Here is a 19,745-nt window from a genome sequence, read left to right on the forward strand (position 1 = left end):
GTAGCTCAATTGGATAGAGCAACTGCCTTCTAAGCAGTAGGTTTCAGGTTCGATTCCTGACAGGATCACTCTAGTGGTCCAGATCACAAGAGCTTCATAAGAGAAGCTCTCCTAAATTATTACCGATTCCGTAGCTCAGCTGGTAGAGCAATACACTTTTAATGTATGGGTCCTGGGTTCGAATCCCAGCGGGATCACTTCTTTACCGCATATTATTGGGGTTAAATGAAAGTGTTTCGGGGTGTAGCGTAGCCCGGTATCGCGCCTCGTTTGGGACGAGGAGGTCGTAGGTTCGAATCCTGCCACCCCGACTGATTATATAAAAAGCTTCTGGTTTTACCAGAGGCTTTTTTTTGGTTTTAATTTTTCGGTCAGAAGATTTGACAGACGGTTTTGAGATAAAAATTTGTTTTACCATTTTTAGCCCTGTAATGGCAGCTTATTTTAATTAATCTATGAAGTGGGGTATTTCAGTTAAACAGCATTAAAACATGCGATTTTAGCGCTTATTTATGTAATTAAGTATTTACCCCCCCCTTCCTCTGGTGGCTGCTCTCTATCTGGCCTAAATGCTCCTACCTATGAAATATGTATTATGTTTTTTCCTGATTTTCAATCTGTCATTTTTAAACACCTGGGCTAGTGATGTATCGGAAGCTATCTTACAGTATCAAGCCGACAGGGGAGCGCTTTTGAGAAAATATACTTTAATAGCGTCAGATGAATACTATGATCGTATGGAGAAACTTCATGCTGACTGGTTGGAAGAGCTGGAAAGATTTGATTTTCAGAATCTGGATCAGCAGGGAAGGGTGGATTATCATCTTTTCAAAAACTACCTCGAAAAAGAAAATTACCAACTTGCCCTTTCCAGGCAGGATTTTGTAAAAGTGAAGCATTTGGCAGATTTTGCCTCACCCATATTGCCCTTTATTTTTAGCAGAAGAAGAGGAGATAAGCCCGATGCCCAACATGTAGCCAGTACTATGCATGAAGTAGCAAAAGCCCTGACGCTGTATAGAGAGGAGCTCGAAAGGAAAAATGACCCATTGGAGAGTTGGCAACTATCTGAAACAGCAGCATCCATGGTCAAAAATTATATAACCGTACTTACAGAAGCCTATGCTTTCTACGAGGGTTATGATCCCGACATGACTTGGTGGGTAGAACGGCCTTTCAAACAGCTCGTAGATGATATGGAAGCATATGTTATGTTTTTAAAAGGTAATTTTTCCACCGAGAATCATAATGATGACGGAAGTGGGATAATAGGCCGTCCTATAGGCCGGGAAGCGATAATTTCAGGGCTTAGACAGGAGTTTATTCCATATACGCCAGAGGAGCTTATTGAGATAGCAGAGCGGGAATTTGCCTGGAGTGAAGCAGAGATGAAAAAAGCCTCTGCAGCGCTTGGTTACGGGGAGGATTGGAAGCAGGCTTTGGAAGCGGTAAAAGAATCGTATTTTCCCATAGGTGAGTGGCCTCAGGAAATAAACCGTCTGGCTGAGGAGGCTGTGGAATTTATCGAATCTAGGGATCTTATTTCTATACCGGCATTGGCTAAAGAAACTTGGCGAATGAGAATGCTTACACCGGAGGAGCAAAAGTTTGCGCCTTTTTTTCTCGGTGGAGAGTCCATATTAGTAGCTTACCCTACCACTTCGATGAGCCATGAAGAAAAAATGATGAGCTTACGTGGGAACAATCCCCATTTCTCACGGGCGGTGGTTCACCATGAGCTTATACCCGGTCATCACCTACAGCAGTTTATGAACCAAAGGTATAAGCCTTACCGCAGTTTGTTCAGAACTCCCTTTTGGACCGAGGGCTGGGCCCTATATTGGGAAATGAATCTTTGGGATAAAAATTTCCCTAGATCTGCAGAGGATAAGATCGGGATGCTGTTTTGGAGAATGCACCGGAGCGCCCGGATTATTTTCTCGCTGAACTATCACCTAGGTACAATGAGCCCTCAAGAATGCATTGATTTTTTGGTAGAAAGAGTCGGTCACGAGAGGGCCAATGCTGAAGGTGAAGTGAGGAGATCCTTTACTGGCAACTATGGGCCACTATATCAGATCGCCTATATGGTGGGGGGACTTCAGTTTGTAAGTTTAAAAAATGAGATGGTCGGCGGTGGATTAATGACAGAAAAAGATTTTCACGACCGTATTATGAAAGAAAATTCTATACCGATAGCCTTACTAAGAGAGATTCTCAGAGGGGGAGATCCTAATAAAACTATTTCAGCTTGGAGATTTTATGAATATTAAATAAGTGGCTATAAAGGATTGTCTTTAAGTTTTATTCCAGCAGAATGCTGGCCAGTTCTCTGAAGTCATTGATGACATGGGTAGCACCAGTGGGAAGGTCGGTAAGCGCTAACTTATAGTAAAGTACAGTTTCTATACCCAGATCTTGACCGGCTTTGATTTCGGAATCTGGATCATCGCCTATTATCATCATATCGGTAGGTGAATACCCGTTTTTTTCCATGATTTGGTAAAAGATATCTTTTTTAGTTAGGTCTGACTCTGATGGGTCCACCACGGTAATTTCTACAAAATCTTTCAGTATTCCCAAATGTTCTATTTTAGAGTTTTGCATGTTTTTATATCCTGTGGTAACGAGGTACCTGTCACCAGGTAATTCAAGTATAGCAGGATAGTCCTCAAATAATTTTATTTCTTTATCGTAGGTTAACTTAGTAAGTATTCTATTCCCTTCATCAATTAACGGTTCAGAAAATTGATATTTGTAAGCTACTTCTTGGAAGGGTTTGCGCATCAGGTCTTTTTTTATTTTTGTAAATTCCCCATCTTTAACACCATGTTTTTCTATCTTATCGAATAGTGGTTTGAACAGTTCTTCACCTATATCGCTGACCGGAAATAGCGTGTTGTCTAGATCATATATCATTGCTTTTTTTATTCTTATATTCATCTCCTTGGCATTTCAATGTATTGGGTAAATTATATAACATTAACCCTTCATAAAGTAAACTGTTATTATATAAATTGGGTTTATTTTTAAAACAGTTTAAAATAATCAAGCTAACATGTCAGAAAAAAGATCCGTGCTATATAGTGTTTTTAACTTCAGATGTCCCCGTTGTAGAAAGGGGGAAATGTTTCCCTCCGGCACCCTTTTTAGTATCAATAAATTTGATAAAATGCATGCAAAATGTCAAAATTGTGGATTGTCTTTTGAACCTGAGCCGGGGTATTATTTTGGGGCTATGTTTATTAGTTATGCTTTAAACGCAGCTTTGTTTATAGCCATTTGGTTGGTGATGACCTATATTAATGAAGACGTTTCTTTGTTCTGGATAATTGGTGTCATAATTGTGTTGTCATTATTATTACTGCCCTTCATTTTTAGACTTTCCCGTTCATTATGGATAAGTATATTTATACCATTTCAAGGTAACGGTAAATGATGTTTTTAGATTTAGATATAAAGATTAATTATATGATTGATAAGTGATTAAAAAAAACATATAATTAAAATTTTTATGTTAGATTTGTACATCGATTGACTGATATTTTATACTTATGAATTTTAATATCATTTTCATGATATAAATATGATAACCTGATTTTTCTTTGGAATATAAGCCAATGATAAAAGTAGGTCGCTGCAATTGTTAAAAATCATCCAATAAATTACCAAAACTTAATTAAGAATAATGAGAGATCTTATTAAAAATTCATTGAATACCCTAAGAAAAAGTGATGAGTATATCTGTGTAACCAACGAAGGTGACCAAATATCATTAGAAGAAGCAACAAAACAAAATATAGCAGTTACGATCCTTCACCCTCAGCAGATAGTTAAAACCAAACTTGAAGAAGCTGGGTTATATCTTACTGATACTAAATTCGTGAATGATCTAAATGAACTGATAGATGAGCTTAATGGTACTGCTAAGACTGGGAAGAAACCTGTTTCTGGCAAGAAATTAAGTCCCGCAGAGAAACAACGAATTATCGAAGGTTGGGCCGATGCTCATGAAGATGGTATGAATAAAGCACAATATGCAAGAAAAGTAGGCGTAACCTACCAATCATTTATCAATTGGATTAAATAATATAATCCTATATCAATACTATTTATTAAAAAAAACGGATTGGTGCAGGCCGATCCGTTTTTTTTAATTTTATTGGAAATGTATTTGATATTTATTTTTCATATTATTAATAAGAAAAAATAAATACCTTGTTTTTTGAAAAAATATAGTTGATATATTTTCTTACAGTTAAATTTAGAATTGATGTGACATTATAAAAACGGAGCAGTATATTACACACTGCTCCGTTTGTTTTGTTAATTTGGATTCTTTTTAAATTCTTCAAGTTGCGTCTGCGTACCTTTTATCAGGTTTAGCTGGTTTAATATAATTTCTCGGATGTATTCTGGAGGATTAGATTTTATAACTTCTTCATAACTTTGAACTGCCCCTACATCTGCTTTTTTGCAGTCATCTATGATCTTTACCGTGTCACTGCCGTTTAGGCCTGATTTAAAGTCCATCCATAGTCTTGTAAGGGTATGGGACATCTTTGTGTTTTCAATATCATTTCCGCCCAGATGTCTTACGCAATCTTTTAATTCTTCCCTGAATAATGCCCTTTGTTGTGAAAGCCTATAAAAAATTGTAGAAAGTTCTCCGTCTTTTAAATGCTCTGCGGCATCAGAGTATCCTTTTACCGAATCTTCATTAGTTTGAATAAGTTCGTGAAGCTTATCGATAGTAAGCTGGTTTCTATTATCTTGCATAATATATTAATGGTTAAATTTGAATTAAATCATTTAAAAAGAGTAATACATTTTTTGAATGCAAGAAGTAGTCCAATATTGATTTTCTGGATAGGCTAATGTTCTACCTCTACCTCCAGTGCTAAAAAATGGGTGATAGTTTTTCTTTTGTTAAAAAGGGGGTAGACCGTTAACTGGCAGGTATATTCATCTTCATTTTTCCTATAATTCAATACCTTTTTTGTAAAAGGCTTTTCATTTGCAAGGGCTTTCGATATAGATTTTGTTGCTACTGGAGAGGTGTTTTTGCCCTGTAAGAACCGGGGGGACCTGCCCATTGCCTCCATATCTGTATAACCGGTGAGTTCAGTGAAACCTTTGTTCACCCAACATATATTCTGGTACGCATCAGTTAATATGATAGCCTGGTATTGTAACTTTAAAATATGTGGGATATCTATATCCCATCCGTATTTTTCGGCATATATGAGAAGTTGCTCTTTGTCTTCTTTTATGTTCCAGAAATCTATAACTGAACATGGGGACTGTCCTGATATGTCCCAGCTCATCAAAGGGTGGGGGGTAAGATAGCCTGAATCGGATAGGTTTATGCTTGGGTGTTTTAAGTCCAGTCTATCTTCGGACATTAAATATATGTCTAGACACATGAGATCTTTATAATTATTCTTTTTGGTCATAATGTTTACACTTCCATATTTAATGCTAAACGTAATGTATTATATGAATTTCTACTTAAGCTGATTGGGAATGATTTTCCCTTAGTAAAGGTTTGTATGCTTTGAATTATATCCCTGTATTATAATTTTCAGTATATGTGAATACAAATGTAACTATTATTTTGTTTAATTATTTTGTCAATATTTAGTACAAATCAAATTCTTTGTTTTTTACTAGCTAGGTTGTTTGAAAAATGGCTGTCAGATAATGATCTGAATCTATCATGTTCCCTTTTCCATCATGTCTATGGTGTATCAGGCATGTCGCCAACACCCTATACATGCAGTCGGTTGATTGATATTCAGCTATTCTATAAATGTATTTTTTTTGGGATTCTTTAAAAAGTTATCCTTCATATAAAGTAGGAAAGGTCTTGCTATAAACCATTATGTTATTGTTGAGTTAATCTTTTGGTAGCATAATTTTATGATTTATTACGGTGGATGTTTTAAAAAAGAGTAACTGGAGAAAAATATCGCTATACGGTGCATCTTTATTGATACTGACCGGCGGTGCATTTTATGTGGTGGCCTTTCATATCTTGTCAGGGCCCGGTTATAAGGGCCCTGTTTCAGATCACTTTGACGGCGATGAATTTTATAATTTGGAACCTACTAAAAAGAACGGTATTGGAGATGTCCTCGAGTGGCAGTTCAATAAGGATCCGGGAGAATGGCCTGACAGAACATTACCTTCAAAAAATACGGTACCCTTGGAATCCATCGATGGTGAGCGGGTTACATTTATAAACCATGCTTCATTGCTCATTCAGATTCAGGGTATAAATTTGCTTACCGATCCGATATGGTCCTATAGGGCTAGTCCTTTTTCTTTCGCTGGACCTGCCAGAAAGCGAGAAGCCGGGATCCGCTTTGAGGATCTTCCCCATATCCATGCGGTATTGATCAGTCATAACCATTACGACCACCTGGATCTTTCTACCCTTAAAAAGTTACATGAAGTCTATGATCCAATATTTATAGTTCCTTTAGGTGTGGATCTGCTTTTGAAACAACATAATATCCATAATATACATGCACTTGACTGGTTCGATCAGCTAGATATCAGTAACACACATATCCATGCAGTACCTGCCAAACACTTTTCTGGAAGAGGTATGGGTGATACTAATAAGACTCTTTGGTCAGGATATCTAATTGAAAGTGGACAACGAAAGATTTATTTTGCAGGCGACACTGGCTATGGTGATTTTTACAAATCCCTTCATGCCAGATATGGACCTATAGACTTAGCACTGCTACCTATAGGAGCATATAAACCTATATGGTTTATGCAGCCTATCCATATGTCTCCAGAAGAAGCGGTTCAGGCACATCTTGATCTAGGGGCTTCTAAAAGTATAGGGATGCATTTCGGTACATTTCCTATGGCTGACGATGGGCTAAGTGATCCTTTGATTGACTTAAGTGCAGCACTGGCCAGAAAAAATGTTGATCCCAAAAAATTCTTTACCCTTCGAGAAGGTGAATGCTTTGATTTAAATATTGAAAAAAAAGGCTTCTTTTAACATTCATTACAAGTAAATTTCCATACTTTAATTTAGTGTATGGTAGGCCTTGCCGAATATGTTGACATCTAAATTGGGGTGTGCGGATTGTTCTCAAGTATATGGGTTTTTTCTGTTTAGAGGAATTTCCCAGATGGGATTTACAGGAATGCTTACTTTTAAAGAAGAAATCCATTTTATTTCAAATGTATTTATTGGTGTTTTGTATAGATGATAGTGTATAGTACCAAAAACAATATTATTGATATTTAGTATATTATAATATATGGATAGAGAAGATATACGGTTAGATGATTGGGAAAGACTTTTAATGGGGACAAGTCCCTGGGAATTTACCATAGAAATTTTCATTAGAACCTTGATCATATATTTTTTTCTAATGCTGGTAATGCGCCTTTTGGGAAAAAGAATGAATGCTCAGCTTAATATTACTGACCTGGCGGTTATGCTTACATTGGGAGCCATAGCATCAGTTCCTATGCAGGACTTTAATGCAGGCATTCTTCCAGGCATTTTATTACTGGCCAGTATATTAATGCTTCATCAGGGTTTTACCTTACTTTCATATAAAAAGAGGAAGATAGAAGAGCTTACAGTGGGTAAAATGAACTGTGTTATTAAAAACGGTTTAATAGATACAGGGAAGCTATCCGATATGCGGATCAGTAAAGATCAGATCTTCTCTATCCTTCGGACTCATGGTGTGCACCACCTAGGTCAGGTAAAGCGGATGTATTCAGAATCGGATGGTCAGTTTAGTGTTTACAAATTTAAAGAACCTCGTCCCGGGTTTTCGGTATATCCAAGAAAAGATGGTTCCCTACCCCCATCTACCAGACAAATTGAAGACCAGTATGCATGTGCCTACTGCGGAAATCTTTCCACAAAACCTGAAGATATAAAATTATCCTGTGGTTATTGTGCTAACAATGACTGGGTGGAAGCGATTCAATAAAATATAAAAGATGTACACATCAGATGCAGAATTATGGGATTGGATGAGAATCCTGATGGGGGGTGTTCCCGCCGTTTTTTTAATAGAAGTCCTTATCCGAATTTTATTTATTTATTTGCTTCTCGTGGTCAGCATGAGGCTTATGGGTAAGCGCATGTCTGCCATCATCAGCAGGAATGAAATGATAGCGATGATATCTTTGGCCGCGGCTATAGGTATCCCTATTCAGGACCCTGAACAGGGTCTGATTCCGCCGGTCATTATTGCTGCTGTGGTGATCAGTATGCAAAGGATAATATCCACTAAATCTATGGACAAGCCCGGTCTGGAGCAAACCATAGTAGGAGATATAGGCATCATGGTAAGAGACGGCAAACTGGATATAGAAAATATGCGTAATAGCAGGATCTCTCGCGAACGCTTGTTTACCGAATTTAGAGTGAAAGGTGTAATCAGTTTGGGCAAAGTTCAGCGGGCCTATTTAGAGGCCAATGGTTCTTTTACCATATACCTCCATGAAAATGTGGAAAAGGAAGGGCTGTGTATTCTGCCAGACTGGGACCAGGATTATTTAGAGGAACTTCATTATGCTGAAGGTACATTTGCCTGTACACGTTGCGGCCATTTGGAGAAAAGCCAGAGTGAGCCCACTTTTGAATGTTCTCACTGCCACAATTCAAGATGGGTGAAAGCCGTGATAGCCTAAAATTCAAATAGGGAGAAGTGAATTCTAGAAAGTGACTTCATAAATATCAGATGAATTTCTAATTATATTACGCGCTTCAAATCCTCCTGATTCTGGGATTTGCTCGATTAGATCAAACTGTTTACAGTCACGCGGCAGGCCTTCAAAAATAAGGGTGAAATAATGATAGGCTTTGTTCCCGACAGCCATCCACTGTGGGAAAACCGTAATATTTTCTGTATTCAATAGTTTTGGTCTATAGCCGCTTTCATGTGGGATTAAATATGTACTGGACCATATTCGAATTCCCATTACACCATTTCCTATACCTACCCGGGCATGTACAATGACCTGTCTCTCCACTTCCGTGGCGGCCATTGCCATAGCGGTTAATGTTTCTTCCACTTCTATTATGATAGGCTCTGTTATAGGTGCGGAGGTGTGTGATTTATTTGACTTTCCTGTGTATTTGTAGGTTGCCATCGGATTCATTAATTAGCTAGGCTTAATTTAACCATATCAATGAAAATGTAAAAGTCTATGTAGAGATTTTTTGCTAAGGGTAATGGTTTCTAATTTCAGTACTTATTAAAAAGCAAACCAAAAGGCCTGCTGATATTAAAATAAAGTTAATTTTTTTCAAAATATATGAAACGGATCAAAATACAAAATAACAATTTTAAGATGCATAATTATAATGGTAAATAATACCGTACTGTTTTAGTCTTTATTGTTTGAAGATATACTATTAGAACTGATTTTGATATGATGGAATTTTCTGGCATTTTACGGCCTTAAATGATATCAGGCTTCCATAGCCTATGTCATTTTGGGAGAAAGTAAACGACATATTAATATATTTATGAAGAACTCTTATAAATTGATTTTTGCAAACATATTTGCCATGATATCCATAACCACCATATTGACAGTAAGTAAAATGATGGGTTATGAGGTGGGGCTATATGCATCATCATTCATTCCAAATTTATTACTTATATCAGTTCCTCAGTTTGGTTTTATTTATTTATATAGTAACTCAAATACAAAGGCAGATAGCAAATATTCAGGGTGAATTTCGTTTATGTGCCATATTTAATATTGAATAAATCATAGTATATCCCATTTTATTTTAAATATAAATATCTATAGGCTAGTTGCTTATTGTGTTTTTTAAATTAAAAATTGTTTTAAAAGCTTTCATGTTAGTTCCATTACTGGATGTAATTTTTTTTTATGGCACCAATCATAAAACAAAAAAATACCTCTCAAATACATTTAAGTTGTAATGATTTTAGGTATGAATTATAGTGGTTTATTTAAGTAATTTTTTGTATTATTTTTTTTATGATTTGATATTTTTAATTGGTAATTTTTATGTTACTTTATCCCTTAAAAATTTGAAATGAAAAATTATAAATTAATTGAGTATGATAATGCTTCTTCTCGTGTAAAAGAAATATATGATGATACTAAAAAGACTTTAGGTGTACCATTTGTTTTAAACTGGTTTAAATGTCAGGGAAACAATCCTACGCTTTTATCAGGAAATTGGGCCAAGCTTAAAAGTACGCTATGCGAAGGGGAAGTTCCCAATATTATAAAACAACTTATCATTTATAAAGTATCTTCAGAAAGGAACTGTACATATTGTGCAGAAGCGCACAGGTTGTTTGCCAATATGTTGGGCAAAGATCTTTCTAATGATGATAATTTTTTGGTCACTGAGAACTTGGACAGTGATCAGGTACCCCACAGTTATAAAGTAGCAGTAGAGGTAGTTTCGGAAGCAGCCTTAAAAAATGGTGATATCAGCCAGATTCATTTTGATAAGCTGCTATCCGCCGGGTTCAATAGTGAGGAAATTCAGGAGCTTTTTGCTCAAGCCGATCTGGTGAACATGTTAAATACTATAGCCAATGTATCTGGGATAAAAGTAGATGCTGAGATAGTGGAACTGAGCCTTACTTATTGATAAATGTTTTCGGAAGAACCTCATTATAAAGTCCTTTTTGAGGCCATCAACAAATTTTCTATTGCTGTCTTTAATGCAGGCAGCCGCGTAGAAATTGGATCAATTCTTAGAGAGAAATTAAAGTATTTAATCAATTGCAATGCTTTTGAATTCTATATTATCAAGGGTGATGAAGTGGAAATGATTAGTCAAACTCAAGCAGAAGGCGAATCTATACCTACTGGAGAACTGGAGCCATGGATGACGTCCCTGTGGGAAACGGGTATTCCATTACATCATATAGAGCACAGAGATGGTAATCAAACTGAGTTAAGAGGCTGGTCCTTCAAAAAAAATGAGCGACTGGGATCAATGATTATTGTAAAATCTGATGACAAAGCTCCATTTACCAACAGGTATGTTACCATGGTCAAACTGATCAATGAAATATTGTGGTCCAAGATCAGCAATTATCGATTGATAGAGGAACTGGATAGGAAAAATAACAGGATCGAATCCCTTATGCAGGAGCAGGAGAAGCTAATCAGTCTGAGAACTCAGAAGCTCCTTCAAAGCAACCAATATCTGACCCAATTGATTCAGTTTAATTCGCACCAGATCCGTGAGCCTATTACCCGTGTATTAAGTATAGCTGATCTCAAAGATGAAGTTGGTATGGAAGAGTGGGACAAAGAGTTTTGGCCTGATATACTTCGGGCTATTTCAGATCTTGATCAGGCGCTTACCAGTATAGTGGCAAAAGTGGAACGTTTACAGCCCTAACGCATGAAAAAGATTTATCTAGTGGATGATCAGCCGATTATGAACAAAATTAATAAGCGGTTCATCTCAATGCTTGATGACAGTATTTTACTGTATGATTTTACAGATCCCAAAGAGGCTTTGGACATGATTTCTGAAGATAATCCTGATCTTGTCCTGTTGGATTTGAATATGCCGGTGATCACTGGCTGGGATTTTCTAGGTATATTAGAAAGAGCAGGCAAAACCTTCAATGTGGTGATTCTGACCTCATCTATAAGCCAGCAGGATAAAATTACCTCTACTCAATACTCTTCAGTAAAGGGGTATTATGTCAAACCCATCGGGAAAAAAGAATTTTCCCATATAATAGAAAATTTTTTGAAAGAAAATATATAAATGTTATCAATAAAACTGGGAGGAATGTCATCAATCAATGTCTTTCCTCCCAGATTATGCATGCACTATTTCATATACATGACCGGTTAAAACGTTTGCCAGGAAAATTGTACATGTCTTAATGCTATAGGTAAGGGTATGATCAACCGATCAAATTGCCCTCATCATCCCATTTTGCCACTACACCTCTGTCTTCTGGTCTTAAGTAGATAGGCATCAGGCTTTCATCATATGAAAGGTTATACTTTGCCAAGACGTGATCAGGGACCCCGTTCCATATATTGGGAGAGTTTCCTACATATTCCAGGTCAGCAAAGCCTATTCTCGACGTAAAATACCCCGTAGCAGTTAAATCTCTCAGCAGGTTAAAAAACCTTACCCCGTATATTACTTCGGGTTTTGCGCTTTCAGGATAGGCTATCTCATCTATGATGGCTATTCTTTGTTGATCGCTTAGTTCCATAAACGCTTTATCATGAAGATCCTTGGCGTGGTTGTCCAGCCATTGGAGTCCTCCCCTCATATGGGTTTGATTTGCTGGTAGATCCTTCATCATAAATTCAATAAAGTCTGGAACTCCCGCTTCCAGTGCGCCTCCGGATTTATCGTCTTTGGGAATGATCACCTCCACCAGGTAATCCAGTTTGGTTTTTTCTTCAGGAGTAAAAAAGGTAGTGGAATGCAGTTTGGCATCCAGAGCAAGTTCTTCAGGGCTTCTGCCGGCTGCTGATAAACCTTCTGCCTTAGGGATATCTGTAGAGGTAGTATCCTCTACACCACATCCCGCCAATAAAATACCCGAAGCTCCTGTAAGCAATAGTTTTAAATTTTCGCGTCTGTTCATTGGATATTAAATGTTTTTCTTTTTCATCTCACTGATAATATAATCTGATGTCCTCCATGAAAGGGCTAATATTGTCCACGTAGGGTTCTTATCTGCCTGGGAAACAAAGGGCCCCCCATCTACTACAAAAAGGTTATCGCAATCGTGGGCCTGACAGTTGCTGTTAAGCACGGAAGTATTGGGGTCATTTCCCATACGGGTAGTCCCTACTTCATGTATGATCCTACCGGGTGCATGTAGTCCAAACTGGGTTTCTTTAGTCGGTCGCTTACCCATCAGTTTACCGCCCATGCCGGTCAGTATTTCTTCAAATGTCTCGTGCATATGATCCGCCTGCTTTAATTCCTGGTCAGTCCAGTTATAGTTGAACTTAAGTACCGGGATGCCGTATTTATCCACTGTATTGGGATCTATTTCGCAGTAATTGTCATATTGCGGTATGCTTTCACCCCTTCCAGACATGCCTACGGTGGTACCATAGAATCTTCTGATATCTTTTTTCAGTCCTTCACCATACCCTCCGTTTGTACTGGGATTGCCAAATTCGTCTTTTATATGGCTTCGAAGGGTTTCCATGCCCATGCCAAACCCATATGACGGCATACTCATTCCTCCCCAGTATTCGATATGGTATCCTCTGGCAAAATCCAGTTTTTTATTGTCCAGCCACCAAGGTGTATACACGTGCATGCCGCCGACACCGTCTTCATTGTACCGGTCCCTATCTATTAAGTCTGGCAGGATGGCCATCCTGTCTGCACCGGTAGAATCGTGCAGGTATCGGCCTACCATACCGCCCTGATTGCCTATTCCATCAGGATGGGTTTTTGATTTTGAATTCAGCATTATACGGGCAGATTCACAGGCCGATGCCCCCAATACTACTACCCTGGATTTTAGTTTGTATTCCTTCATATCTACTTTGCTGATAAAGGATACCCCGGTAGCTTTGCCCTGATCATTAGTGGTGACTTTCCTAACCATTGAATTGGTATAAAGGTCTACTTTACCTTTGGCCATGGCCGGTTTTACCAGACAGGTACCGGCAGAAAAATCTGCATAAGCCTGGCATCCCCTATTGCACTGCTGACAGAAAAAACACACCCCCCTCTCGTCATTTATCGGTCTGGTCAGGATGGAAAGCCTTGCTGGCAATACCGGAACAGCTGATTTCTTGGCACTCTTGGCAATCATTAATTCATGTAGCCTTGGTTTGGGAGGAGGCAGAAAAAAGCCGTCGGGTTCATTATGAATTCCTTCTTTTGTCCCAAATACCCCTATTAATTTATCCACTTTGTCATAATAGGGTTTTAAATCTTCATACCCTATAGGCCAGTCGTGACCCAAACCGTCTATGCTGCTTCTCTTAAAGTCATCTGGACCGAATCTCAGCGAGATCCTTCCCCAGTGGTTTGTCCTTCCACCCAGCATCCTGGACCGGAACCAGTCAAATTTGGTTCCCGACGAAAGTGTGTAGGGTTCACCTTCAATCAGCCATCCCCCGATAGCAGCATCGAAATCGCCAAAAGGCCTTACTGTTCCGGCTCCTCGTCTAGGGGATTCCCACGGCCATTGGAGTTGGGTTCGAAATTCTTCTTTGGCCGGATCCCAGTCCCCGCCTGCTTCGATCACGGCTACCGAAAATCCAGCTTCCGATAAAATCTTGGAAGCCATTCCTCCCCCTGCACCCGACCCCACTATGATCACATCATAAGATTGGGAGGATGAAATTATTTCTATACTCATATACTTTTATTTTGGTTTTGCTTTTGGGAAAAGTATTTCTCAACAATGCTATCACAATAAGAATAAGCACATTAGATAATATTTATGATTTATCAGATATACCTTTCTTGTAGGTCGTTTTTTAAGTAATACCATTTTTTTAACGAAGTAAGTCTAACTTACTTACATTTAATTTTTGTAATCACAATTATGGTAATTTTTTTTAATAAGAGTGTGAAACTATTTAAAATAATCGTAATATGGCACTGTAATCCTTTAAATTTAAGTTTGCCATAAATTGAAAAGCCAATTTAGTAAAAAAGTAATAACAAGCTAAAAGCTTTTAGTTTTTATTTACAGAAATTAAAATGGGCGGCAGATTTTATGGATTGAAAACGACGGCAGTCTATAAAAAAACTTTAATCAACTAGTTCAATTTATCAACAAAACCCTTAATATTATGAAAACACAAATACCCAAGTCCTTGAAATTCAAAGGAAAATCTGTGGGTTGGATGTTCAGATGCGCGCTGCTCTGTAGCATGTCAGCTTCCACCGCAGGGGTGGCTCACGCCTATGATTTCAGGGCAAAAGAAACCTTCAAAACAACGCTTGAATCCAAGGAGCGTACCCGCTCTTTGGACGAGATAGTGATTACCGGTACAGTAAGGGATGATAACGGAGAAACCCTTCCGGGAGTATCTATCATGGTAAAAGGAACGGCCATAGGTACTGTTACGGATATTGATGGCCGATTTTCTTTGGAAGTTCCTTCAGCCGAATCGATCCTGGTTTTCAGCTTTGTAGGCATGGAAACCCAAGAGGTACAGGTAGGGGCCAGGACCACTGTGAATGTGGAGCTGAATGCAGGTACCAGATCACTCGATGAAGTGGTCGTGGTGGGGTATGGTAGCCAAAGAAGATCTGATCTTACCGGCTCAGTAGGTGTAGTAGGTTCTGAAGATCTGCTCAGAGAACCGGTCGGCAACGTGCTTCAGGGCCTGAAGGGAAAAGTCGCAGGTGTTAACGTCAACCTGAACTCGGGTTCACCTACCAGTAGTCCCCGTGTAATTATAAGAGGTTTGGGTACCGTGAATGCTTCCTCAGACCCTCTTTATGTAGTGGATGGAGTGGTTATGGAAGATATCCGCTTTATGAATCCAAATGATATAGAAAGCTTGGAAGTATTGAAAGACGCTTCAGCTACCGCTATATACGGATCCAGAGGTGCCAATGGTGTCATCATGGTGACCACTAAGCGTGGAAGTAAAACAGACGGCATAGTAGTGGGATATGAAGGATTCGTCAATATAGGGGTGTTGCCCAGAAAAATGGACATGATGAATTCAGAAGAATATCTTGAAGTGGTAGAACGCGGGTTCAATAATCATTCTAAATACTCTAGCAGTACTCCTCCGGTATTTAGCAGAGAGGATCCCCGTCTATTTGATGCAAATGGTAATCCATTATATGATACTGACTGGCAGGATGAGGCTACCAGAACGGCTGTATCCCATAACCACCAGATCTCTATACAGCAGGGAGGTGAAAGAAGCTCAGTAGGTGCTTTCTTCAATTATTCCCGTATGGAAGGAATAATGCTTAATAGCTGGATGGAGCGGATAAACGGGAAAATTGCCTATGATGCTTCTCCTAAATCCTGGCTTTCTATGGGGGTAAACCTCATGGTAAACCATACCACAGAAAATGAAGTGGAAGAAGGTGGCGGTGGCCAGGTACCTAGGAGAACAATGTTAGAAATGCCTCCTATCTTCCCTGTGAAGTTTCCTGATGGTTCTTGGAGCAATTCCGCTATGATCAGCGACCCTTATAATATAGAGCCTATGGCCAATCCTGTACACGTCTTGCAGACGCAGGAAAGACTTAGAAACAGGACACAGATTTTTGGAAATACTCACCTAACATTTCACTTGGCTCCGGGTTTGGATCTAAGGACCCAATTTGGATTTGATGTACATGAGCGCAAATTCCAGGATTATGGCCCTACTGATCTGATCAATATTTCAGCACCATTGGGATATGCTTCTATCAATAATCAGCGCAGTACTTATTGGCAGGAAGAAACCTATTTGACCTATAATAAAGAAATAGGCGACCACCGTATCAACGCCGTGCTCGGATTAAGCTGGCAAGGCAGAACCTTTGAGGGGAATTTTGTGGAAGCACGAGGCTTTTCGGATAATTTTTTCCGATATAACCGGATACAGGCAGCCAGCCAACCGGAAGCGCCACAGTCTCAATGGAATAACTGGACCATGAATTCCTACTTCCTGAGAGGTAGCTATACCTTGAAAGATAGGTACCTGATGACTTTGACCGGTAGAATAGATGGTTCTTCAAGATTTGGAGATAACAATAAATATGGGGTGTTTCCTTCAGCGGGCCTAGGTTGGATTATCAGCAATGAACCATTTATGGCCGGTGCTTCAGGATTGGATGAACTTAAGTTTAGATCCAGTTTTGGGATCACCGGAAATACTGAAATCCCCATGTACCAGTCCCTAGGTACAGTATCTTCAGGTACAGTATTGATCAATGGATCAAGGGCTTCACACAGTTTTGTCAATAGATTGCCCAACCCGGATTTAAGTTGGGAAAAAACCAACCAGTTTGATGTAGGTTTTGACATGGGGTTGTTTAACAGGAGACTGACTTTGGCTTTTGATTATTATTATAAGCTCACCACTGATCTGCTTTTAGATAGACCTGTTCCATTCAGTACGGGTTTTTCAGCAGTGCGTGATAACATTGGGTCAATATCCAATCAAGGTGTAGAAATGCTTTTGACCGGATATATCATAAGCAGACCTGAATTCTCTTGGGAATCCACGCTGAATTTTAATTATAATGTGAACAGAATCGAATCGCTAGGTGAAAATAATGAAGATATATTTCCTGGACCAAACTGGGTATCCGGTAGCCAAACTATCTTGAGGGTAGGAGAACCGTTGAGTTCTTTCTGGGGATTTGAGCGTTTAGGGACATGGGGAACTGACGAAGCGGCAGAAGCAGCCGCAGCAGGAAGAGTGCCAGGTGAAGCCAAGCGTTCTGCTAACCCAACCATCATAGGTAATGGTCTTCCAAAATGGAACGGTGCGCTGATCAATAATGTGAGATACAAAAATTGGGATTTCAGTTTGGAAATGCAGTTTGTATGGGGCGTAGATGTATTGCAGCAATTTCTTCACTCTGTGGAAGATAGAACGGGCATAGCCAATACCTTAAGGACTTCTTTATATGATTCATGGACTGAAACCAACCAGAATACAAATGTTCAGCAGATCCGTAATGCAGCCTATTCAGGCCAAAACAGTGAAATAGATGATCATTGGGTAGCAGATGGATCCTATATTAGAGGTAACCTCATCTCATTGGGATATACATTTGATAGAGAATTGATTTCTAGGCTCAACATTAATAACCTAAGGGTGTATACTAGTGTTCAGAACGCATTTCTGATTTCTAGCAGTGAATTTAAAGGTTTTGATCCTGAATCTTCATCTTGGGGAGGTAACCAGTGGGGACAAAACATATTTTTCTTCCAATACCCAAGACCTAGAACATTCACTTTAGGAGTAAGTGTACAATTCTAATACTATTCAGATGAAATCTAGCAAGAGGAAGACCGCACAAAATGGCATGAATATCCGTCCAAGCGAGATTCCATCTGGCCTTTAAAAAATAAAATATAAACAGATGAAAAAGATACTATATATATTTCTTGCATCCATTATCTGCATTTCCTGCAATGATTTCTTGCAGGAGGTACCCAGAGATGAGATGTCTTCAGAGCAGTTTTTTACACTGCCTGAGCATGCGCATGATGCGGTAAATTCCCTCTATAGAAACGGAGCACCGCAGATTATCAATTCGGCAGCCTCATATGGCGGATCTAGGGCCATGTTGGGCAATTACATGTCAGGTTTTTTTGACAACGAATACAGGGGACAGGAGCCCCATGTTCAGAATTCCCAGCAGCTTTCTCTCAATGGTGTAAACATGGCTACTTACCTTGGCAATACCTGGGCAGACCTATACCGAGGCATTTCAAGAGCAAATAATGCCATTACCTATATACCCGGTATAGAAGGGCTGTCAGATGATGAAAGTTCAAGATTATTGGCCGAAGCAAAATATTTCAGGGCTTATGCTTATTTCTATTTGGTAAAAATGTTTGGTCCTGTACCCTTGATTACATCACCATATGAATCATTGGAAAACTTATACGTAGAAAGGGCACCTATAGAGCAGATATATGATCTGATTACTTCTGATCTGGAAAGTGCCATCAATGAGGGCGGGTTATCCCAGAGTTCTATGGCAAATAATGGTAACCGTATTGCTCAGGGTACAGCTGCCAATCTTCTGGCTGATGTTTATTTGACGATGAGTGGATATCCTCTGCGCCAGGATAGGAACCGTGAAGCTGCCGAGATGGCTAGATTGGTCATCAATAGTGGCGGATATAGCTTAGTACAGCATGACAGAGATGCTTCAGGTAATCTCATACCAGGTAGCAGTGCGTATAACAAAATAAGAAGAGCAGACAATTCACCTACTGAATTTATCTATTTTATAGAATATGCTGTAGGTATTGCCAATAACACCTATCCGGTTTATACCATTCCTGTATCCACTACATCCGAAGTCGCCTATGGTGTGACCAACGGTGCCTATCAGCCAGTCAATCAATTTCTATGGGGATATAATTCCCAGGCTGATCTCAGGGTCCAGGAAAAACAGTTCTTTCATAGTTCTTATACAAATAATGCAGGCAATACCTTTAATTTTGCTACAGCACCATATATGTGGTTTGACGAGCAGGCACTAAGGGAGACAGCCGCTTCGGGTAAAGATGTGGTGGCGTATAGTTATGCCAATCTGTTACTGATAGCGGCAGAAGCTATAGCCGCTTCCGAAGGAGTCACTGCGGAGGCTGTAGGGTATCTGGCCGATGTGAGAAGTAGGGCTTATTGGAATACCGACCGTACTGTCATTGAAGCAGGGCTTATAGGTCTTTCTCCACAGCAGTTTATCGAAGAGGTTTGGAAGGAAAGGTATAGAGAACTCGTCTTTGAATTCCATTTGTGGTCTGATATCCAAAGAACAAGGATGTTCCCGGTCACACAGGCCAATAGTGGAGGGGCTATAAATTATGTAAATGTCATAGGTCAGGCTAATCAATGGGGCAGGACTTTTGAAGAAAAACATTTGCTTTTTCCTATTCCTGAGACAGAATTACAACGAAACCCTTCTCTGACCCAAAATCCCGGCTATTAGAAGGAATTTATATTGATGTAGAAGAGAAATTGGTATAAGCGGTGCTTTTATCAATTTCTCTTTTATTCTTTATTATAGATAAAGATAATAACCATTG

The 19,745-nt window shown here is 39.1% G+C and carries 17 protein-coding genes and 2 tRNA genes; 13 read left to right on the plus strand and 6 right to left on the minus strand.

The features are described from left to right. Positions 1 to 124: 124 nt before the first annotated feature. The 3 genes from EL17_RS01700 to EL17_RS01710 all read left to right on the plus strand — a co-directional run bounded on the left by EL17_RS01700 (position 125) and on the right by EL17_RS01710 (position 2,273). Positions 125 to 197, plus strand: a tRNA-Lys gene (locus tag EL17_RS01700). Positions 198 to 237: 40 nt separating this feature from the next. Next, positions 238 to 311, plus strand: a tRNA-Pro gene (locus EL17_RS01705). Positions 312 to 581: 270 nt separating this feature from the next. Then, complete coding sequence (locus EL17_RS01710) at positions 582 to 2,273, plus strand: DUF885 family protein (RefSeq protein WP_035069238.1); 1,692 nt, start codon at positions 582 to 584, stop codon at positions 2,271 to 2,273. A 31-nt stretch (positions 2,274 to 2,304) separates the two neighbouring features. On the opposite strand, the gene EL17_RS01715 is transcribed toward EL17_RS01710, so the two are convergent. Next, positions 2,305 to 2,943, minus strand: coding sequence for an HAD family hydrolase (locus EL17_RS01715; RefSeq protein ID WP_035069240.1), 639 nt, complete (start codon positions 2,941 to 2,943; stop codon positions 2,305 to 2,307). 115 nt (positions 2,944 to 3,058) lie between these two features. Here EL17_RS01715 and EL17_RS01720 point away from each other — a divergent pair, with 115 nt between their 5' ends. Further along, the gene (locus EL17_RS01720; protein WP_035069243.1) at positions 3,059 to 3,439 is read left to right on the plus strand and encodes a DUF983 domain-containing protein; all 381 of its coding nucleotides are present in this window, start codon (positions 3,059 to 3,061) and stop codon (positions 3,437 to 3,439) included. A 249-nt stretch (positions 3,440 to 3,688) separates the two neighbouring features. After that, a complete protein-coding gene (locus EL17_RS01725; RefSeq protein ID WP_035069246.1) occupies positions 3,689 to 4,090 on the plus strand; it encodes a hypothetical protein in 402 nt (133 codons plus the stop codon). Positions 4,091 to 4,326: 236 nt separating this feature from the next. Here EL17_RS01725 and EL17_RS01730 read toward each other — a convergent pair whose 3' ends face one another. Further along, on the minus strand, positions 4,327 to 4,779 hold the full coding sequence (locus EL17_RS01730) for a PA2169 family four-helix-bundle protein (RefSeq protein ID WP_035069249.1): 453 nt from the start codon (positions 4,777 to 4,779) through the stop codon (positions 4,327 to 4,329). A 95-nt stretch (positions 4,780 to 4,874) separates the two neighbouring features. Continuing rightward, positions 4,875 to 5,405, minus strand: a complete 531-nt coding sequence (locus EL17_RS01735; RefSeq protein ID WP_164674904.1) for a PAS domain-containing protein — start codon at positions 5,403 to 5,405, stop codon at positions 4,875 to 4,877. A 530-nt stretch (positions 5,406 to 5,935) separates the two neighbouring features. On the opposite strand from EL17_RS01735, the gene EL17_RS01740 reads away from it, so the two are divergent. From EL17_RS01740 to EL17_RS01750, 3 genes are all read left to right on the plus strand, one after another. Beyond that, complete coding sequence (locus EL17_RS01740) at positions 5,936 to 7,024, plus strand: MBL fold metallo-hydrolase (RefSeq protein WP_051719724.1); 1,089 nt, start codon at positions 5,936 to 5,938, stop codon at positions 7,022 to 7,024. 265 nt (positions 7,025 to 7,289) lie between these two features. After that, the gene (locus EL17_RS01745) at positions 7,290 to 7,979 is read left to right on the plus strand and encodes a DUF421 domain-containing protein (protein WP_035069251.1); all 690 of its coding nucleotides are present in this window, start codon (positions 7,290 to 7,292) and stop codon (positions 7,977 to 7,979) included. A gap of 10 nt (positions 7,980 to 7,989) precedes the next feature. Beyond that, positions 7,990 to 8,685, plus strand: a complete 696-nt coding sequence (locus EL17_RS01750; protein WP_035069254.1) for a DUF421 domain-containing protein — start codon at positions 7,990 to 7,992, stop codon at positions 8,683 to 8,685. Positions 8,686 to 8,709: 24 nt separating this feature from the next. On the opposite strand, the gene EL17_RS01755 is transcribed toward EL17_RS01750, so the two are convergent. Next, positions 8,710 to 9,147: a hypothetical protein gene (locus tag EL17_RS01755; protein WP_205623516.1), complete on the minus strand. Its 438-nt coding sequence runs from the start codon at positions 9,145 to 9,147 to the stop codon at positions 8,710 to 8,712. A 922-nt stretch (positions 9,148 to 10,069) separates the two neighbouring features. Here EL17_RS01755 and EL17_RS01765 point away from each other — a divergent pair. The 3 genes from EL17_RS01765 to EL17_RS01775 are packed head-to-tail and all read left to right on the plus strand — an operon-like array spanning position 10,070 to position 11,779. Then, positions 10,070 to 10,639 (plus strand): carboxymuconolactone decarboxylase family protein, encoded by a 570-nt coding sequence (locus tag EL17_RS01765; RefSeq protein ID WP_035069260.1) that lies wholly within the window; start codon positions 10,070 to 10,072, stop codon positions 10,637 to 10,639. Between the two features lie 3 nt (positions 10,640 to 10,642). Continuing rightward, positions 10,643 to 11,401 (plus strand): hypothetical protein, encoded by a 759-nt coding sequence (locus EL17_RS01770; RefSeq protein WP_035069262.1) that lies wholly within the window; start codon positions 10,643 to 10,645, stop codon positions 11,399 to 11,401. Between the two features lie 3 nt (positions 11,402 to 11,404). After that, a complete protein-coding gene (locus EL17_RS01775) occupies positions 11,405 to 11,779 on the plus strand; it encodes a response regulator (RefSeq protein ID WP_035069265.1) in 375 nt (124 codons plus the stop codon). 142 nt (positions 11,780 to 11,921) lie between these two features. Here EL17_RS01775 and EL17_RS01780 read toward each other — a convergent pair whose 3' ends face one another. After that, entirely contained in the window at positions 11,922 to 12,623 is a 702-nt protein-coding gene (locus tag EL17_RS01780; protein ID WP_035069267.1) for a gluconate 2-dehydrogenase subunit 3 family protein, read from the minus strand. A gap of 6 nt (positions 12,624 to 12,629) precedes the next feature. Beyond that, a complete protein-coding gene (locus EL17_RS01785) occupies positions 12,630 to 14,369 on the minus strand; it encodes a GMC family oxidoreductase (protein ID WP_035069270.1) in 1,740 nt (579 codons plus the stop codon). Positions 14,370 to 14,808: 439 nt separating this feature from the next. Here EL17_RS01785 and EL17_RS01790 point away from each other — a divergent pair, with 439 nt between their 5' ends. Together EL17_RS01790 and EL17_RS01795 are read left to right on the plus strand one after the other, a co-directional pair. Then, positions 14,809 to 17,961 carry a SusC/RagA family TonB-linked outer membrane protein gene (locus tag EL17_RS01790; protein WP_051719726.1) on the plus strand — a complete coding sequence of 1,051 codons (3,153 nt, stop codon included), beginning with the start codon at positions 14,809 to 14,811 and terminating at the stop codon, positions 17,959 to 17,961. 103 nt (positions 17,962 to 18,064) lie between these two features. Further along, entirely contained in the window at positions 18,065 to 19,648 is a 1,584-nt protein-coding gene (locus EL17_RS01795; protein WP_035069273.1) for a RagB/SusD family nutrient uptake outer membrane protein, read from the plus strand. Positions 19,649 to 19,745 lie beyond the last annotated feature (97 nt).

It is taken from the genome of Anditalea andensis (assembly GCF_000714815.1).
In the GTDB taxonomy this organism is placed as follows: domain Bacteria; phylum Bacteroidota; class Bacteroidia; order Cytophagales; family Cyclobacteriaceae; genus Anditalea; species Anditalea andensis.